We start from the raw sequence: 17,895 nt of genomic DNA, 5'->3' as shown, positions 1-17,895 counted from the left end.
AGGCGCCCGGTTACTGGCCCCGGATGAGGTGCGCCAGGAGCGCCACATGCAGTGAGGTTCGCGATTCGGCGTCGTCCAGGTCCACGGCCAGCAGTTCCTCCAACTTGGCGAGCCGGGCATAAAGAGTAGGCCGGCTCAGGTAACCGCTGCGCGCCATGGCTGCTTTGTTGCCACCGGACCCGAGGTAAAGCCCCAGCAGTTCCAGATACTCGCCTTTGCCCTCGGCGTCCGCTTGGAGGACGGCTGACAACTCCGACTCCACGAATTGCTGAACGCGTGGGTCCTTGCGCAGGAGGGCCAGGAGCCCGCGAAGGCGAACATCTGTAGCCCGGTAATAGGGCTTGCCCGCTTCCCGGAGCGTGGCGGCACTCTCCGCTACATGGGCGGCTTCGTCGATGCCGGCTGCGGCTTCCAAAAGCGTTGCCTTCATGCGGCCCACTCCGATGATCCATGCAGGGGGCACCGCGGAATTGGGTAGGGCGTTGGAGGTCGCATCAGCCCCTGGCCCTGCTGCAGCCCCGGCCAGGATTTGCAGGGTCGCCTCCTCCTGCTGGCGGGCGGGGAGGGCGAGGATCATCCCCACCGAACCGGACTGGATGCTTGCCGCCAAAGCTGTGCCGGCGCTGGACTTCAACGCCTTGGCCAGCCGCTCGAGAAGTTCGCGTTCGTCCTGCTGCCCGGCGAAGGGGTCCGTGGGCAGGACGGGGGAACCCCAAGCCTGCAGGGCGGTCCTGAAAACCAGAGGAACGTAGTAGGACGAGCGTTTCAAACCCAAGGAACCCGCCCGTGCCAGTGCCTCCGCTTCGCTGAGTCCACGGGGCTGGCGGAGCGCGTTCAGGAGTCCGGCCTGTGCGTGATGGCTGAGCTCGCGTTGATCGCGATCCGCCAAACGGTTGATCGCCAGGGTCTGTGCGGCCCGCTCAAGAACCATGATCGCCATGTCTTCGTCGGCGCCGAAAGCCGCGGACGGCATGGGCACTACCAGCCTGCCCCAGACTTGTTGCCGAACTCCCACTGCTGCCTGCAGCCATCGCTCTGGTCCGGACCGTCCGGTGTGTGCCGGGAAGGGAGTGGTCCTGGATCGTCGCTCCCAGTCGTCCAGAAGATCCGTGGTGGACACGTGGTGACCCGCGTAGGCAAGCACCAAGTGCGAAAGGTCCTCCAGCACCACTGAAGCCCCAATCATGGTGGCTGCTTGCTCCACGACGCGTTGGGTGTCGGCACTTTCCAGGCTCAGCACGGTGAATGCTTCGTGGACGTCCCGGGCGCGTTCCACGCGCTCCAGCTGTTCAGCCACGATCATCCTGTGGACGATCTCCGTGACCTGGACGAACCGCACCCGATGTTCCACAACAACCACCGGCAATGTTGCCGTACGGGCGGCTTTCTCCAAGGCCGTTCGGCTGCGTTGGCGCTGCCCGACCAGTTCCACGATCAATCCTGCGGCTCCGGCCTCCTCCAGTGACCGGATGAACGACGCCGATTCTTCCGGGGATTTTTCCAGCTCCAGTCCCGTGGTCAGAACCAGTTCCCCGCCGGACAGCAGGTTGCCGACGTCGAGGATTTCGCTGACGTGCACCCAACGAACGGGCGCGTCCAATCCCGTTGTGCCGCCAAGGACCTTGGGAGCGGCGGCTCGCAGCACAGGAAGCTCGAGGATGGCGCGAACGGTAGGCAGCATTTACACAGTGTAAGGCTTGCTGAGTATTCCTTTACACATGGGCCCTTCTGGGCGGACATCGCGACGGACAGACTTATTCCAACCTTCGAAAACACCCCTGCACCAAGGAGAACTCTTGAACACCATCGAGCACTGGATCAACGGCAGCTACGTCCCCGCCGGCGACCGCACAGCTCCCGTCACAAACCCAGCCACGGGGAAGGTGACCGGGCAGGTTGCTTTGGCCAGCGTCGAGGACGGTCATGCCGCCGTCGCCTCCGCGAAGGCTGCTTTCCCGGCATGGCGCGATACCTCCTTGGCTCGCCGCACCCAGATCCTTTTCGCTTTCCGTGAGCTCCTCAACTCCCGCAAGGACGAGCTCGCCGCGATTATCACCTCCGAGCACGGCAAGGTCCTGGATGATGCCCTGGGCGAGGTAACGCGTGGTCAGGAAGTGGTGGAGTTCGCTTGCGGTATACCGCACCTGCTCAAGGGCAGCTACACGGAGAACGCCTCCACCAAGGTGGACATCCACTCCATCCGGCAGGCACTGGGCCCTGTGGCAATCATCAGCCCGTTCAACTTCCCCGCGATGGTGCCCATGTGGTTCTTCCCGATCGCGATCGCCGCCGGCAACACCGTCATCATCAAGCCCAGTGAGAAGGATCCCACGGCTGTCAATTGGGTCGCCGAACTCTGGAAGGAAGCCGGCCTTCCCGACGGCGTGTTCAACGTCCTTCACGGTGACAAGGTGGCGGTTGATACCCTGCTGACGCACCCGGACGTCAAGGCCGTTTCCTTCGTGGGCTCCACTCCGATCGCCAAGTACGTGTACGAGACCGCCACCGCCCATGGCAAGCGGGTCCAGGCCCTGGGCGGCGCTAAGAACCATATGATTGTCCTTCCCGACGCCGATCTTGACCTCGCCGCCGACGCCGCCATCAACGCCGGCTTCGGTTCCGCTGGTGAACGCTGCATGGCTGTCTCAGCGCTCCTGGCCGTGGGCGACATCGCCGATGCGCTGGTGGACAAAATCGCTGATCGTGCCCGCAGCCTGCGAACCGGCGACGGACTGCGCGGTTGCGACATGGGCCCCCTGGTAACGTCCCAGCACAGGGACAAGGTTTCGGGATACGTCGACGCCGGTGAAGCGGCAGGTGCCACGCTCGTCGTCGACGGTCGTGGCGTAGTTCCCGACGCCGAAGGCGACGGCTTCTTCGTGGGCCCCACCCTGTTCGACCACGTCACCACCGATATGTCCATCTACCAGGACGAAATTTTCGGACCCGTGCTCTCGGTGGTCCGGGTGGACAGCTACGACGACGCCGTGGCCACCATCAATGCCAACCCGTACGGCAACGGCACCGCGATTTTCACGAACGACGGCGGTGCAGCCCGCCGCTTCGAGAACGAAGTTGAGGTGGGAATGGTGGGCATCAACGTCCCCGTCCCGGTGCCCATGGCCTACTACTCATTTGGCGGGTGGAAGAACTCCCTGTTCGGAGATACCCATGCCCACGGTTCTGAAGGTGTCGGATTCTTCACCCGAGGCAAGGCCGTCACCACCCGCTGGCTGGATCCCAGCCACGGCGGAATCAACCTCGGCTTCCCCCAGAACTCCTAAGCGCCGACGACGTCAGGACAGCCACCATGACCGCCACCCTTGAACCAACACAAACGGACCGCGAGGCAGCCCAACGCGCCTACGACCTGGACCGCAAGCACGTCTTCCACTCCTGGTCTGCGCAGGACACGCTGGACCCCATGGTCATCAGCGCAGCAGAGGGCTCACACCTCTGGGACGGAGAGGGCAACAAGTACCTGGACTTCTCTTCGCAGCTGGTCAACACCAACATCGGACACCAGCACCCGGCCGTAGTCGCGGCGATCGCCGCGCAGGCAGCAAAGCTGTGCACCATTGCTCCCAGCTATGTGAACGACGCCCGATCCGAAGCCGCACGGCTGATCGCCGAGCGGACCCCGGGGGAGTTGGACAGGATCTTCTTCACCAACGGCGGGGCAGATGCCAACGAGCACGCCGTCCGAATGGCCAGGCTGCACACTGGCCGCCATAAGGTCCTTTCCGCCTACCGCTCGTACCATGGCGGAACGCATTTGGCAGTCAATATCACCGGTGATCCACGGAGATGGGCCAGTGACAACGGCTCCGCGGGCACCATCCACTTCTTCCCGCCATACCTCTACCGCACGGCGTTCCACTCCACCACCGAGGAAGAGGAAGCCCAGAGGGCATTGGAGCACCTGGAACAGCTCATCGAGTTCGAAGGACCGTCCAGCATCGCTGCGATCATGCTGGAGAGCATCCCCGGAACGGCGGGCATCTACGTTCCTCCGGCCGGATACATGCAAGGCGTTCGGGAGCTGTGCACCAAGTACGGCATCGTCTTCATAGCCGATGAGGTCATGGCTGGCTTCGGGCGCACAGGCAAGTGGTTCGCCGTCGAGCATTTTGACGTTGTTCCGGACCTGCTCACCTTCGCAAAGGGCGTGAACTCCGGCTACGTACCCCTCGGTGGCGTAGCAATTAGTCCGGAAATCGCAGCTACCTTTGGTACCCGCGCATACCCGGGCGGACTGACCTACTCCGGCCACCCGCTGGCTACGGCGGCCGCCGTAGCCACCATCAATGCCATGGAACGCGAAGGCATGGTGCAGCACGCAGCGAGCCTCGGCACTGACGTGATCGGGCCGGCGCTCGCCGGATTCGCCGAACGCCACCAGTCCGTGGGCGAAGTGCGGGGCCGGGGTGTCTTCTGGGCCATCGAGCTGGTCAAGGACCGTGCCACCCGCGAACCCTTGGCTCCGTACGGTTCTTCCAGCCCCGAGATGAACCAACTCGTGGCAGCCTGCAAGTCACGTGGACTCATCCCGTTCGCCAACTTCAACCGCATCCATGTGGTTCCGCCGTGCAATATCAGCGTTGAGGACGCCCGGACGGGCCTGGCCATTCTGGACGAGGTCCTGGACATCGCGGACACGTTCGCGGTTTAGTGGTTGCATCGGGTCCCGCCTCGCTCCGGAAAAGCGAGTGCGGGACCTCGCCGCATAAATCCAAGGAAAAGCTTTACTTAATTGCAATCTACTAGGTAGTCAAGCGAAACCGTCCGGGCGGAAACTGTAGCTATCCGCTTCGGAAGGATTCGCCATGCCTACGCACCTGAACCAAGCTGTAGCCGACTCGGCGCTGCTCATGAAATCGCTCCCGCTTGGCCTCCTTCGCTCTGTCCTCCAGTCTGACGCGGAGAACGGCATCACGCCGCAGCTATTCGCGGAGCTCAGGGCACTGGCCAGGGTTCCCGGCCTGCTGGTGGCGTGCAACTATGGCGGAACGCTCTGCTCCGCTGAGGGCGTGTCAACGGAAACACTGCCACTGGATAGCGCCGCCGTGGCGCTCCGCGCGCTCGCCGCCTTGCCCAACACGCACACGGCCATCATCTCCGGACGCTCACTGCGGGATCTGGCAGCAGTTTCCCGGCTCCCGGCCGAGGTCCATCTGGTGGGTTCCCATGGCATGGAGTTCGACATGGGCTACGCCTACACACTGTCGCTCGCGACGGAGCAGTTGCTTCAACACGTGGCCACGGCGCTGACCGAAGCCGTTGCTTTCGAGAAGGGCATCAGTATTGTCCGAAAGCCCGTTGGGGTTGCCGTGCACACCCGGCCGGCGACGCCCGAGGTAGTGGAGCGGGTGATCTTCGTTTCGCAGAAGATCGCCATCGAGTTCGGGCTGTATTTCATCATCGATGGAACGGTGCTGGATTTGACCGTGGAGGAACCAGCCAAAGGCCAGGCGCTGGAGCAGCTCCGGGCACGGCTTGGGGTAAGTGCTGCGCTGTATGCCGGCGATGCCGAGAGCGACGAAAAAGCGATCGCCACCCTGCGCGGGCCTGACCTCGGATTGCACGTCGGACCGGGAGATACGACGGCGGCCCACACCATCCCGGATCCGGAATCCTTTGCGCACGTGCTGGCTTTGCTGTTCGAACTGCGGCGGGCCTGGTTGTTTGGCGAGGATGCTGTGGGGCTGGAACGGCATTCGATGATTGGCAATGGAAGCTCAACGGCGTTGCTCACCCCGGACGCGAAGGTCTGCTGGATGAGCCACCCCTTGCCGGACTCCGGGTCAATATTTGCCCACATTCTTGGGGGTGAGCCAGCTGGGCACTTCAGCATCGAGCCGGTTAAGGCGTCGCAGGTGCTGGCGCAGCGATATGTGGACAACACCATGATCGTTGAAACGCGCTGGGCCGATGTCACGGTGACCGACTACTTGGAGCCGGCGCCGGAAGGCATCACCAGCTTGGTGCGCGTCCTCTCCGGGACGGGCACTGCACGCGTAGTGTTTGCTCCCCGGCCGGACTACGCCAACGCGCCCTTCAGCATGGAGATCCGGGGCGACGAAGTCCACATCATGGGTACTTCGGATCCGATCATCCTGTCCGCACCAGGGGTTCAATTCCGGATCAGCAGCGACGGCAAATATGCCACTGCCACCGCCGAAGTTCCCCTCCATCACGGTCCTGTGGTGCTGAACCTTCGCTGCGGTGACACTGAGCCGCTGCCCGCGGACCCTGCGGGGGAGCCAAACAGGCGTGCCGGCGTCGGGCGGTCTTCCCGGGAGTGGATCAAGGCACTGCAGCTGCCCACCATCAAAACTTCCTTGGTGCGCCGCTCCGCCTTGGTGCTGAAGTCGCTCGTCCACGAGCCCACCGGTGCAGTGCTGGCCGCGCCCACCACGTCGCTGCCTGAGGGCATCGGCGGGACCCGCAACTGGGATTACCGGTATTGCTGGCTGCGTGACGGGTCCATGACCGTGAATGCACTGGTGTCGTTGGGCTCCACGCGGGAGGCCGACGGGTTCCTGGCCTGGCTGGACCGCATCCTCAAAAATGCTCCAGGGCCCGAGTGGCTGCATCCCCTCTATTCGGTGACCGGGGCGCCGCTCTCCACGGAGGCAATCGTGGAAAGCCTGCCCGGTTACGCGGGTTCGCGACCCGTCCGGATCGGCAACGCGGCAGATCATCAGGTGCAGTTGGACGTGTTCGGGCCCATTGCCGAGCTGATCCACGATCTTGCCGAGCGGCGTGGATTCCTGCCCGATGAACACTGGTTCCTGATGGAACAGATGGCACATGCGGTGCTTGCCCGTTGGCACGAGCCCGACCACGGGATTTGGGAAGCCCGCAGGCCCCCGAGGCACCACGTCTACACCAAAGTGATGTGTTGGGTCACGCTGGACAGGGCCCTCCGGGCTGCCGCTTTGCACGGGCGCGCACCCCACGCTGATTGGGCTCCCACTGCCGAAACCATCCGCGAGGAAGTCCTGCGCGAGGGCTGGGATTCGTCGGCAATGTCCTACACGGTGGCTTACGACAGCCCTGACCTAGACGCCGCCGTGCTTCACATAGGCCTTTCCGGCTTGCTGGATGTTCAGGACCAGCGGTTCCTGGACACTGTCACAGCCGTTGAACGCGAGTTGCGTGTGGGGCCCACCGTTTTCCGGTACAGGTACGACGACGGGCTGCCGGGTTTGGAGGGCGGCTTCCACATCTGCACTACCTGGCTGATCGAGGCGTACCTTGCCGTTGGCCGCCTGGATGATGCCCTGGAGCTGTTCAATCAGTTGGTGGCATTGTTCGGACCGACGGGCTTGCTGCCGGAGGAGTACGATCCCGGCACGGAAACCCACTTGGGTAACCATCCGCAGGCATACTCGCACCTGGGCTTCATTCGCTGCGCGCAGCTTCTGGATTACTACTTGGCCAGCGCGGACGTGGAATAACCCAAGTAGGTCGCAGCAGAGCGCGTTTTGAGCGCTGAAAACGCGCACAATTGCGACTCAGTTGGGGGAAGCGGTGCGGCTACGCGAGCAGCAGAGCCACGGCGATCATGGCCGGCACCGCCACGATGGTGGTGATGAGCACGGTGTCCTTGGCCACGGTGATTCCCGCTTGGTAGCGGTTCGCCGCCACGAAGACGTTCTGTGCTGTCGGCAGGGCGGAGGTAACCACCACGGCAAACAGCGCGTGCCCTTCCATGCCCAGCGCGAAGCGCGCGAACAGGTACGCGATCAACGGGTGGACAATGAGCTTGAACCCGCTGGCCAGCAAAGTATCCAACCTGCGGCCCGCGGCTTTTTGCAGTGGCTTTGATCCGTTCAGGCTCATGCCGAAGGACATCAGCATGGCCGGAATCGCGGCACCGCCAATGAGGTGGATCGGCTCAAGAATCAGCGTCGGGACCTGGAAACCGGTGCCCGCTACCAGGAGGCCAAGCGCCGAGCCCACGATCATGGGGTTCTTCACGATCATCAGCAGGAAGCGGAGGAAAGTGGTGCGGTGGGTGCTGGTGCTGGCGTCGAGGGCCATCAGGTACATGGGCGTGAAGAACGCCAGTTGGAAGATCAACAACGGAGCCACATAACTCGCATCGCCCAGGACAAACACGGCGATGGGGATGCCTAGGTTGGCTGAGTTGGCCAGGGATGCACTCATGGAGGACATCAGCGCTTCCGGCAGGGCGCGCTTGAGCCAGAACTTTGCGATCAGGAAGAACAGCAGACCCGTCACCACGGCGCCTACTGCCGTGACCAGTAGGGGAGCGGCAAAAACGTCGTGCAGTTTGGCCTTGCTCAAGGTCTCGAACAGCAGGGCAGGGCTCGCCACGAAGAACGTCAGCGAACTCAGGACGGACCGGGCGTTCTCGCCCAGGATGTTCCGCCGACCAACAAACATGCCCACCAGGATGATGGCCCACACCACGAAGAACCCGGACAGGACGCCGATCATGGCGCTGTGCGGGCGGAAGCTGGTTGGGTCACGAATGACAGCTTAGCCACAAATGAGATCTGAGTAAGCGCTTTCTCGGGCGAGTTCCGTCATACGGACCCGAAACGCGCCCGACGTCGGCACTCACCTGGGTGCCGACGTCGAGCGCTGTTGCGGAGCCTTAGCTGAGGTGCGCTGCGTTACTGAGCGCGTGCGGCGGGCGCATGAGCCCGGGGGTGTGGCCCTCGGCGGGGTCGTTGCCGAGCTGCAGGATCTTGTTGTCCGTGCCCACGTGGACAACGCGGGGCTGGTACGTCCGGGCCTCTTCCGTGGTCATCTCTGCGTAGGTGATGAGGATGACGGTGTCGCCAACATGGACCATGTGGGCGGCCGCGCCGTTGATCCCGATCACGCCGGAACCGCGCTCGCCGGCAATCGTGTATGTCTCCAAGCGGGCACCATTGGTGACGTCCACAATGGAGACGAGCTCACCGGGAAGGATGTCGGCCGCGTCCAAGAGGTCCAGGTCGACAGTGACCGAACCGACGTAGTGAAGGTCGGCATGGGTCACCGTTGCGCGGTGGATCTTGGACTTGAACATTGTGCGGATCATAATGCGACCAGTTTAGCGCGGCACCCTCATCCGGCGCTGTGACGTACCAGACTCCCGGGCCATTCCCCGTCCAAACACGGTCACGAACGGCTGGACTGCAGGGCGGCCGCCGGCACGTAGTGTTCCAGTGCGGTTCCTGCCACCACCAGCGCACGCAGTTCGGCCAGCACACCGGCCACCGCCCCGGCTGCCCGTGCCTGGACCAGGACGTTGCCCTGCGCAGTCGCTTCCACAGGTCCGGCGATCACGGGCTTGCCGGTCGCATCAGCGGTTAGTTGGCACAAAAGCCGGTTCTGCGAACCGCCACCCACGATGTGCACCACGCCGGTGCTGCTGCCGGTGAGCCGCTCGGCATCGGCCAGCGTTCGGGCATACCCGGCAGCGAGGCTATCCATAATGCAACGCACGACGGCGGCAGGCCGGTCCGGGAGCACCGCGCCGGTGTTGCGCACGGCCGCGCGGATACGGTCCGGCATGTTGTCAGGGGCCGTGAAGGCAGGATCGTCCGGGTTGATCTGCGGACCTCCGGCAGGGAGCGCAGCAGCTGAGTCAAGCAAAGCCGGGAGCGACTGGCTGAATCCCTGGGCAGCCCACGTACGCTGGCATTCGCTCAACAGCCACAGGCCACCCACGTTGCGGAGGTAGCGGATGGTGCCGTCCACGCCGCGTTCGTTGGTGAAGTTGGCCTTGCGGCTCGCTTCGGTGAGCACCGGGGCGTCCAACTCCACACCCACAAGGGACCAGGTCCCTGAGGAGATGTATGCAAAGTCTTCCTGATCAGCGGGGACGGCGGCGACCGCCGAAGCAGTGTCATGCGACCCAACTGCCACCACCGTAGTGTCCGCAGGCAGCCCCGTTTGCTCAAGGACCGCGGACAGCAGGGTGCCCACGGTTTCACCGGGCTGGACGAGCGGCGGGAAGATGTTCCGGGGCAAGCCGAGAGCATCCAGGAACTCCGTGGCCCACTGGCCCGAAACGGCGTCGAAGAGCCCGGTGGTGGAGGCGTTCGTGGCCTCGGTCCGGCGCTCACCGGTCAGCCGGAAGGCGATCAGGTCCGGGATCAGGAGAGCCTGCAACCCGTCCAGGTTCGGCTCTGCCGCCAGTTGGTACACCGTGTTGAACTGCAAGTACTGCAAGCCAGTAGTGGCATACAACTTCTCCGGCGAAATGACCGCATGGACCCGCTCCACAGTGGCGCGGCTCCGTTCGTCCCGGTAGCTGTACGGTTGCGCGGTGAGCGCGCCGGTTTTGTCCACGAGGCCGTAGTCGACCGCCCACGTATCGATGCCGACGCTGACGATGCGCTCGCCGTTCCCACGTGCCACGGCAGCGGCCGCCGCCAGGCCCTTGAGCACCTCAGCGAACAGGGCATCGAAGTCCCAGCGGAGGCCGCCGTCGAGCTCTACAACCCCGTTGGGAAAGCGATGAATGGTCTCGAGGGAGACGCCGGATGCAGGCGAAACACGGCCCAGCATGACGCGGCCGGAGGAGGCGCCGATGTCGATGGCGGCAAACACGTTAGGAGCGGACACCGCCCCGGCGTGTGCCGGGGCGGTGCTCGCGGTGGTTCCGTTGTTCACTGTCAGTCCTAGCGGAGGAATGCTGCTGCGACGCCGGCGTCCACGGGGATGTGGAGGCCGGTGGTGTGGGACAGCTCGTTGCTGGTGAGCACGGATGCGGCGTTGGCCACGTGTTCCGGCAGGACCTCGCGCTTCAGGAGCGTGCGCTGGGCGTAGTACTTGCCCAGTTCCTGCTCGTCCACACCGTACACCGCGGCGCGCTTGGCGCCCCAGCCGCCGGCGAAGATACCGGAGCCGCGGACCACGCCGTCGGGGTTGATGCCGTTGACGCGGACGCCGTACTCGCCCAGTTCAGCAGCGAGCAGGCGAACCTGGTGCGCTTGGTCAGCCTTGGTGGCCGAATAGGCGATGTTGTTCGGGCCCGCGAACACGGAGTTCTTGGAGGAGATGTAGATGATGTCTCCGCCCAGGCCCTGATCGATCATCACCTTGGCTGCGGCCTTGGACACCAGGAACGAGCCCTTGGCCATGACGTTGTGCTGCAGGTCCCAGTCCTTCTCGGTGGTTTTCAGCAGGGGCTTGGAAATGGACAGGCCAGCGTTGTTGACCACCAGGTCCAGGCCACCGAACGCGAGCACGGCTTCCTGGATGGCGGCGGCGATCTGGGCTTCGTCGGTCACGTCGGCCTGGACGCCGATGGCGACGTCGGAGCCGCCCAGTTCCTCGGCCACCTTTTGTGCGTTCTCAAGGTTCAGGTCGGCAATCACGACGCACGCGCCGTCGGACGCCAAACGGGTAGCGATCGCCTTGCCGATGCCCGACGCCGCACCGGTCACCAACGCGATGCGCGTGGCGTGGGACTTGGGCTTGGGCATGCGGGCGAGCTTGGCTTCTTCCAGCGCCCAGTACTCGATGCGGAACTTCTCGGATTCCTCGATCGGGGCGTAGGTGGAGATGGCCTCGGCGCCGCGCATCACGTTAATGGCGTTGATGTAGAACTCGCCGGCCACGCGTGCGGTCTGCTTGTCCTTGCCGAAGGAGAACATGCCAACGCCGGGAACCAGCACGATGGCCGGGTCCGCGCCGCGGAGTGCAGGGCTGTTCTCGTCAGCATGGCGGTCGTAGTACGCCTGGTAGTCCTCGCGGTAGGCCGCGTGGAGTTCCTTGAGGCGGGCCACGGAGTCTTCGATCGAGGCGTCGGCCGGGAGGTCCAGGACCAGGGGCTTGACCTTGGTGCGCAGGAAGTGGTCCGGGCAGGAGGTGCCCAGCGCGCCGAGGCGCGGGTGCTCTTCGGACTCAAGGAATTCAAGAACGACGGCGTCATCGCTGAAGTGCCCCAGCTGCGGCTTGTCCGTGGAGGCCAGGCCGCGGATCACCGGTGCGAGGGCAGCAGCCTTGGCCTTGCGCTCTGCCTCCGGGAGTGCGCTGTAGCCGGGGAGGGTGGCGCCGAAGGGCTCGGACTTGCCGTTTTCCTTGATGTAGTTCTCGGCCTGGTCAATGATCCAGAGCGAGTTGGCCTCGGCCTCTTCGGACGTGGCGCCCCACGCGGTGATGCCGTGGCCGCCCAGGATGGTGCCGATGGCCTGGGGGTTGGCTTCCTTGATCGCGGCGATGTCCAAGCCCAGCTGGAAGCCAGGGCGGCGCCAAGGCACCCAAACAACCTTGTCGCCGAATACCTTGGAGGTCAGTGCCTCGCCGTCCACGGCGGTAGCAATCGCGATGCCGGAATCCGGGTGCAGGTGGTCCACATGGGCGGCGTCCACCAGGCCATGCATGGCGGTATCGATCGACGGCGCTGCGCCGCCCTTGCCGTGCAGGCAGTAATCGAACGCGGCCACCATTTCGTCTTCACGCTCGACGCCGGGGTAAACGGACTTGAGTGCCTGCAGCCGGTCCAGCCGGAGCACAGCAAGGTTCTCAGCCTTCAGGGTGCCGAGATCGCCACCGGAGCCCTTGACCCACAGGAGCTCAACATCCTGACCCGTCACCGGGTCCTTCTCCATGCCCTTGGCGGAGGTGTTGCCGCCCGCGAAGTTGGTGTTCCGCTTGTCCGCGCCGAGGCGGTTGGAACGGTTGATCAGTTCTTCAACAGTCTTGCTCATGGTGTTACGCGCCCCATCCGGCTTGCTGGCCGCCTGCGCGGTCCTCGTTGATCTTCTTCTGGTAACCGCTGGCCTTGTAGGCGGCCATCGGGTCGGCGGGCAGGCCGCGGGATTCACGCCACTCGGCCAGGACCGGGCGGACATCGGTGTAGAAGGCATCGTTGAAGATGCCGTTGGCGGCCAGCACATCCCCGGCACGCTGGGCTTCGGACAACGCGGCAGTGTCCACGAGCAGGGCGCGGGCGGTCATTTCCTGGACGTTGAGGACCGAGCGGATCTGGCCCGGGATCTTCTCTTCAAGGTTGTGGCACTGGTCCAGCATCAACGCGACGCCGGAATCCTTTCCGAAACCGCCACCACGGATGACCTCGTGCATGATCCGGAACAACTGGAACGGATCAGCCGCGCCAACAATCAGGTCATCATCGGCGTAGAAGCGGGAGTTGAAGTCGAAGGAACCCAGCTTGCCCAGGCGCAGCAGCTGCATCACGATGAACTCAATGTTGGTACCCGGGGCGTGGTGGCCGGTGTCCAGGCAAACGAACGCCTTCTCACCCAGGGCAAGGGTCTGCGCGTAGGAAGTACCCCAGTCCGGAACATCGGTGTGATAGAAAGCCGGCTCGAAGAACTTGTACTCCAGGACCAGGCGCTGCTCGTCGCCGAGGCCCGCGTAGATCTCCTGGAGGGACTCTGCCAAGCGGTCTTGGCGGCCGCGGATATCGTCCTGGCCCGGGTAGTTGGTGCCGTCGGCCAGCCAGATCTTCAAGTCCTTGGAACCAGTGGCGTGCATGATCTCGATGCACTCCACATGGTGATCGATCGCGCGGCGCCGCACGGACTCATTGGACGAGGTCAGGGAGCCGAACTTGTACTCGTCATCCTGGAAAGTGTTGGAGTTAATCGTGCCCAGCCCAACGCCCAAGCCGGTGGCGTACTCGCGCAGGGCGGCGTAGTCATCCACCTTGTCCCACGGAATGTGCAGCGCCACGGTGGGGGCCAGGCCCGTCAGCTCGTGGACCTTGGCGGCGTCGGCGATCTTTTCCTGAACGGTGCGCGGAGTACCCGGAGTGCCGAAGACCTTGAATCGGGTCCCGGAATTTCCGTAGGCCCAGGACGGCACTTCAATGGCCAGTTCCCCTAGACGGCCCAGGGCCGATTCTGTGGTGTTCATGCTTGTTCCTTTTGATAATCGTGGGCGGAGTCTTTATCTATGTGTGCGGCGCTGGTGGCATCTTTGACGACACCCGCCGCGGCAAGCTGGTCTTCAAGGTTGAAGACTTCCTCGATGACCTCGAAGCCCTGGTCCGGAGGGACGTCGCTGTCTGCGAAGAGGGTGGCCATCTCGGCTTGCCAGCGGGCATTGACCTCAGTCACGGCCATGCGGGCCTGGGCTGCCTCGTAGTCTTCGCATTCCAGATAGCCGATCAATTGGCCGTCCGGAGCAAGGAAGAGTGAGTAGTTGTTCCACCCTGCGTTTTTCAGTGCGGACAGCATCTCCGGCCATACGGCGGCGTGGCGCTGCTTGTACTCGGCCATCAGTTCCGGCTGGACTGAAGAGCGGAAACAAACCCTCATGTGCGGATCTCCAGGGTCACTCGTCTTTGAATCGTTTCATTTGTTACGATTCAAATTACCCTCGTAAACGGGAGGGTGTCAAGGCGTTTCCAACACATTGACGTCAGCCAGCGGAGATCGGAAAGCATGTCCCAGACAGCCAGCATCAAAGACGTTGCAACCCACGCCCAGGTAGCAGTGGGAACTGTTTCCAATGTGCTGAACTATCCGGATCGGGTTTCGCAGAGGACCAAGGAACGTGTCCTGAAATCCATCGCTGAACTTGGCTTTGTCCGCAACGACGCCGCCCGCCAGCTCCGCGCCGGCCAAAGCAGGACCATCGGCTTGATCGTGCTCGACGTTGGAAACCCTTTCTTCTCCTCCGTGGCCCGTGCGGCGGAAGATGCGGCGGCGACTTTGGGCAGTGTCGTCCTGGTGGGGGATAGCGGCCAGGATGCTTCGCGCGAAGCCCACTACATGGATCTGTTCCAAGAACAGCGTGTCCAAGGCCTGCTGATTTCGCCGGTGGGTGACGTGGGTCAGCGGATCGATACCCTGCGCGAACGAGGAGTCCCAACAGTCCTGGTGGATGAACTCGCAGACACCGATCGTTGCAGCTCGGTCTCCGTGGATGACGAGGAAGGCGGTTACTTGGCCGCCAAGCACCTGCTGGACCTGGGCCGCCGTCGTCTGGCTTTTGTTGGCACGCCCTCCATCCGCCAGGTGGCCAGCCGACTCAAGGGCGCGCAGCGCGCTGTCAGTGAAGTATCGGATGCCACCATCGAGGTGCTCGACTCAGAGGGGCAGACCGTCCTGACCGGCCGCAAAGTGGGCAACAGCTTGGTGGAACGCTCCCCGGAAGAGCGGCCCGAAGCCGTCTTCTGCTCCAACGACCTCCTGGCACTCGGAGTCATGCAATCCCTGACGATGCTGCGAACCGTTCGTATTCCGGAGGACATCGCCCTCATTGGGTACGACGACATCGATTTCGCCATCTCCGCAGTGGTGCCGCTGTCGTCCATCCGACAGCCCACCGAGGCGCTCGGCCGGACGGCGATTGAGTTGCTCGCCGAGGAGCAAGAGAGTGGCGGAACCAAACACCGGTCCGTGGTGTTCACCCCCGAGCTGGTGGTCCGCCAAAGCACCGCCGGCGCACCCAAGTAGGTCGCATTAGTGCGCGTTTTGGGCGGTCAAAACGCGCACTAATGCGACCCAGTTGGGGAGCTACAGGGCGTAGATGCTCCAGGACGCCGTGTGTTGGGTGCCGGGTTCAAGTCGGATCAGGTCCGTGCCGCTGTTGAAGGCATCCGGCGGGCACGTCATGGGCTCCACCGCCAGTCCAATTCGGCCCGGGACGGGTGCCGGCTTGTCAGCCGTATGGATCTGCAGCCACGGGCAGCTTTCGTCCCAGGACATTCCGACGCCGGTGCCCGCCGGGTCGCGTAGCGACACCCGCGCCAGCCCGCCGTCGAACGCTATTCCTGTGAAGGCATGGTCGATTTCCGTGCTGCCAATGGCCCGCGGGGAACGGAAGTCGAACTCGTGACCTTCCACGCCGACGACACCCAAGGGCAGCAGCCGGTCCGGCGTGACCTCCAGGTAAGAGTCGGCGGCGAACTCGAGAACCCACTCATCCAGCGGTGATGTGCCGGCCACAAGGTAAGGGTGCGGGCACACGCCGTAAGGGGCGGCGACGTCCGCCGCATTGACTGCTGTGACGGACGTATGAAGTCCGGCGTCGTCCAGCATGAATCGGGCCGAAAGCTCCAGCACGAACGGGTATCCCGGTGTGGCCCCTACCGTGCACGTCAATGTGAGCGAGCCGGCGTCGGACTCTTTCAGGGCCCAATCGAGCGGGAACGCAAGCCCGTGCAGCGCAGTAGCCCGCTCCGGTTCGTTGATAGGAAGCTGGTGCTCGACGCCGTCCAAGCTGTACGCGCCGTCCGCGATCCTGTTGGGCCACGGCGCGGCAATAACGCCACGGTAGTCAGGGATCGGGCCGCCCTCCGGAAACGGGACCACGAGGTCCCGGCCTTCAAATTGCAGGACGCGCAGCGCAGCCGCGCGGGCGGTCACGACGGCGGTGTAGCCGCCCGCACTCAGGGTGAATTCGGTGCTCACAGGCCGCCGGCCAGCTTGTAGTACGCGGCGTTCCAGTTAAGTTCTTTCTTGAACTGTTTGATGGTGGTGCCTTCGTCGATGGTGAGGAGTTCGGTCTTGGCGATTTCGGCGAAGTCCTCGAATACGTCCAGGCCCACCTGCGTGGACAATACCGTGTGGTGCGCGGCGCCGGCGGTGAGCCACGCTGCGGCCGAGGTAGCGAAGTTGGGCTTTGGCTCCCAGAGTGCGCGGGCTACGGGCAGGTTGGGGAGTGGCTGGTCGAGATCGACGACGTCCACCACGTTGGCCACCAAGCGGAACCGATCGCGCATATCGGACAACGCCACGACGATGCCGGGGCCCGCGTCGGTGTCGAACACCATGCGGACAGGGTCTTCCTTGCCGCCGATGCCCAGCGGGTGGATCTCAACACGCGGCTTTTTGGCGGTGAGCGACGGGCAGACCTCCAGCATGTGCGCGCCCAGGATCTTCTCGGAGCCGGGCTCAAGGTGGTACGTGTAGTCCTCCATGAGTGACGCGCCACCGGGCAGGTCGCCGCCCATCACCTTGGCGGCGCGGACCAGGATCGCGGTCTTCCAGTCGCCCTCGGCGCCGAAGCCGTAACCGTCGGCCATGAGACGCTGGACGGCCATTCCCGGCAGCTGACGCAGCGCCCCCAAATCCTCGAAAGAGGTGGTGAAGGCTGCGGAGCCGTTGGCTTCCAGGAAGCTGCGGAGACCCAGCTCGATCCTGGCGCTGTAACGCAGCGACTCGTGACGGTCGCCGCCTGCTTTGAGTTCGTCAACCACGTCGTAAAGGCGCTCGTACTCTGCAACCAAAGCGTCGACGTCGGACTCTGCTGCGCCGTGTACGGCGTCGGCGAGCTCGTTGACGGACCACGTGTTCACGGAGACGCCGAAGCGGAGCTCGGCTTCGGTCTTGTCGCCTTCGGTGACGGCGACGTTGCGCATGTTGTCGCCGAAGCGGGTCAACTTCAGCGTGCGGACGGCGGCCCATCCGGCCGAGGCGCGCTGCCACGCACCAACCTGGCGGGCAACCTCAGGGTTGCTGACATGCCCGACGACGGTCTTCCGCGGCACGCCGAGGCGCGACTGGATATATCCGAACTCGCGGTCGCCGTGGGCTGCCTGGTTCAGGTTCATGAAGTCGAAATCGATGTCAGCCCAGGGAAGGTCCCGGTTAGCCTGCGTGTGCAGGTGAAGCAGGGGCTTGCGGAGGGCATCCAGGCCTTGGATCCACATCTTGGCGGGGCTGAACGTGTGCATCCAGGCGGTCACGCCGATCACGGAATCGTCTGAATTGGCTTCCAGCGCGGTGCGGCGGATGGCATCGGAATCGGTGAGGACGGGCTTCCACACGAGCTTGACCGGAACGTTGCTGTTGGCATTGAGGACGTTGGCAATCTCCTGCGACTGCGCTGCGACCTGCTTGAGGACATCCTCGCCGTAGAGGTGCTGGCTGCCCGTGAGGAACCAGACCTCGTACTGGTCGAGGGAAGTGTTGTTAGCGGAAGTATTGACGGCGGTAGGCATGGGGT

General features: G+C 63.9%; 13 protein-coding genes. 4 read left to right on the top strand and 9 right to left on the bottom strand.

Annotated features, from left to right (window positions below; all coding sequences use genetic code 11):
• Nucleotides 1-10 precede the first annotated feature (10 nt).
• Nucleotides 11-1,681, bottom strand: coding sequence for a PucR family transcriptional regulator (locus ACNAOT_RS20680; RefSeq protein ID WP_420179213.1), 1,671 nt, complete (start codon nt 1,679-1,681; stop codon nt 11-13).
• Nucleotides 1,682-1,796: 115 nt separating this feature from the next.
• Here ACNAOT_RS20680 and ACNAOT_RS20675 point away from each other — a divergent pair, with 115 nt between their 5' ends.
• The 3 genes from ACNAOT_RS20675 to ACNAOT_RS20665 all read left to right on the top strand — a co-directional run bounded on the left by ACNAOT_RS20675 (nt 1,797) and on the right by ACNAOT_RS20665 (nt 7,463).
• A complete protein-coding gene (locus ACNAOT_RS20675; RefSeq protein ID WP_420179212.1) occupies nt 1,797-3,284 on the top strand; it encodes a CoA-acylating methylmalonate-semialdehyde dehydrogenase in 1,488 nt (495 codons plus the stop codon).
• Between the two features lie 26 nt (nt 3,285-3,310).
• Nucleotides 3,311-4,672 (top strand): aspartate aminotransferase family protein, encoded by a 1,362-nt coding sequence (locus tag ACNAOT_RS20670; protein WP_420179211.1) that lies wholly within the window; start codon nt 3,311-3,313, stop codon nt 4,670-4,672.
• 154 nt (nt 4,673-4,826) lie between these two features.
• Nucleotides 4,827-7,463, top strand: coding sequence for a trehalase-like domain-containing protein (locus ACNAOT_RS20665; protein WP_420179210.1), 2,637 nt, complete (start codon nt 4,827-4,829; stop codon nt 7,461-7,463).
• Between the two features lie 79 nt (nt 7,464-7,542).
• On the opposite strand, the gene ACNAOT_RS20660 is transcribed toward ACNAOT_RS20665, so the two are convergent.
• From ACNAOT_RS20660 to ACNAOT_RS20635, 6 genes are all read right to left on the bottom strand, one after another.
• On the bottom strand, nt 7,543-8,469 hold the full coding sequence (locus ACNAOT_RS20660) for an AEC family transporter (protein WP_420179209.1): 927 nt from the start codon (nt 8,467-8,469) through the stop codon (nt 7,543-7,545).
• 160 nt (nt 8,470-8,629) lie between these two features.
• Complete coding sequence (gene panD, locus ACNAOT_RS20655) at nt 8,630-9,061, bottom strand: aspartate 1-decarboxylase (RefSeq protein ID WP_208295835.1); 432 nt, start codon at nt 9,059-9,061, stop codon at nt 8,630-8,632.
• A gap of 80 nt (nt 9,062-9,141) precedes the next feature.
• Nucleotides 9,142-10,641, bottom strand: a complete 1,500-nt coding sequence (locus ACNAOT_RS20650) for a rhamnulokinase (protein ID WP_420179208.1) — start codon at nt 10,639-10,641, stop codon at nt 9,142-9,144.
• An 8-nt stretch (nt 10,642-10,649) separates the two neighbouring features.
• Entirely contained in the window at nt 10,650-12,683 is a 2,034-nt protein-coding gene (locus tag ACNAOT_RS20645) for a bifunctional aldolase/short-chain dehydrogenase (protein WP_420179207.1), read from the bottom strand.
• A gap of 4 nt (nt 12,684-12,687) precedes the next feature.
• On the bottom strand, nt 12,688-13,854 hold the full coding sequence (rhaI, locus tag ACNAOT_RS20640; RefSeq protein WP_420179206.1) for an L-rhamnose isomerase: 1,167 nt from the start codon (nt 13,852-13,854) through the stop codon (nt 12,688-12,690).
• Entirely contained in the window at nt 13,851-14,258 is a 408-nt protein-coding gene (locus ACNAOT_RS20635) for an L-rhamnose mutarotase (protein ID WP_420179205.1), read from the bottom strand. Before ACNAOT_RS20635 ends, rhaI begins: the two co-directional genes overlap by 4 nt.
• A gap of 126 nt (nt 14,259-14,384) precedes the next feature.
• Between ACNAOT_RS20635 and ACNAOT_RS20630 the strand changes: the two genes are divergently transcribed.
• Complete coding sequence (locus ACNAOT_RS20630) at nt 14,385-15,401, top strand: LacI family DNA-binding transcriptional regulator (protein WP_420179204.1); 1,017 nt, start codon at nt 14,385-14,387, stop codon at nt 15,399-15,401.
• Between the two features lie 60 nt (nt 15,402-15,461).
• On the opposite strand, the gene ACNAOT_RS20625 is transcribed toward ACNAOT_RS20630, so the two are convergent.
• Both ACNAOT_RS20625 and araA read right to left on the bottom strand, forming a co-directional pair.
• On the bottom strand, nt 15,462-16,358 hold the full coding sequence (locus ACNAOT_RS20625) for an aldose 1-epimerase family protein (protein ID WP_420179203.1): 897 nt from the start codon (nt 16,356-16,358) through the stop codon (nt 15,462-15,464).
• On the bottom strand, nt 16,355-17,890 hold the full coding sequence (gene araA / locus ACNAOT_RS20620; protein ID WP_091469776.1) for an L-arabinose isomerase: 1,536 nt from the start codon (nt 17,888-17,890) through the stop codon (nt 16,355-16,357). Before araA ends, ACNAOT_RS20625 begins: the two co-directional genes overlap by 4 nt.
• Nucleotides 17,891-17,895 lie beyond the last annotated feature (5 nt).

It is taken from the genome of Paenarthrobacter sp. TA1.8 (assembly GCF_048595705.1).
In the GTDB taxonomy this organism is placed as follows: domain Bacteria; phylum Actinomycetota; class Actinomycetes; order Actinomycetales; family Micrococcaceae; genus Arthrobacter; species Arthrobacter nitroguajacolicus.
The sequence above is the reverse complement of the archived record's forward strand: the minus strand, read 5'-3'. Positions and strand labels throughout refer to the sequence as shown.